Raw genomic sequence first — 385 nt, 5'->3', positions numbered from 1 at the left:
GCGACGGCCGGGACGACGTCGTGAGCTTCACGCAGGGCAGCCTCAACGACGTCTACGTGGCCACCTCCACCGGCAGCGCGTTCACCGGTACGTCCGTCAAGTGGAACGACTTCTTCGGCCTCAACGGGGAAACCCTGCTGTCCGGGGACTTCAACGGCGACGGGCGCGACGACATCGTGGCCTTCACCCACGGCTCGCTCGCCGACGTGTACGTGGCCCTCTCCACCGGCACCACCTTCCTCGGCGCCACCAAATGGCACGACTTCTTCGGCCTCAACGGCGAAACCACCCTCTGAGTACGTCAGGAGTCCCGCCATGTCCCGGCCTTCGCGTACCCCCGTCCTCCGCGCCCTGGTCGCGCTTCTCACCCTGGCCATGGCGGTCC

Annotated in this window: 1 protein-coding gene; it reads left to right on the top strand. The window is 67.5% G+C overall.

What is annotated here, in order from left to right; all coding sequences use genetic code 11:
• Window positions 1-296 (top strand): FG-GAP-like repeat-containing protein (locus KBX34_RS33280; RefSeq protein WP_247672513.1); only part of this gene is annotated, 296 nt, incomplete at its 5' end.
• Window positions 297-385 lie beyond the last annotated feature (89 nt).

The sequence above is a fragment of the Micromonospora sp. M61 genome (genome assembly GCF_018070245.1).
Lineage (GTDB): Bacteria > Actinomycetota > Actinomycetes > Mycobacteriales > Micromonosporaceae > Micromonospora > Micromonospora zamorensis.
The sequence above is the reverse complement of the archived record's forward strand: the minus strand, read 5'-3'. Positions and strand labels throughout refer to the sequence as shown.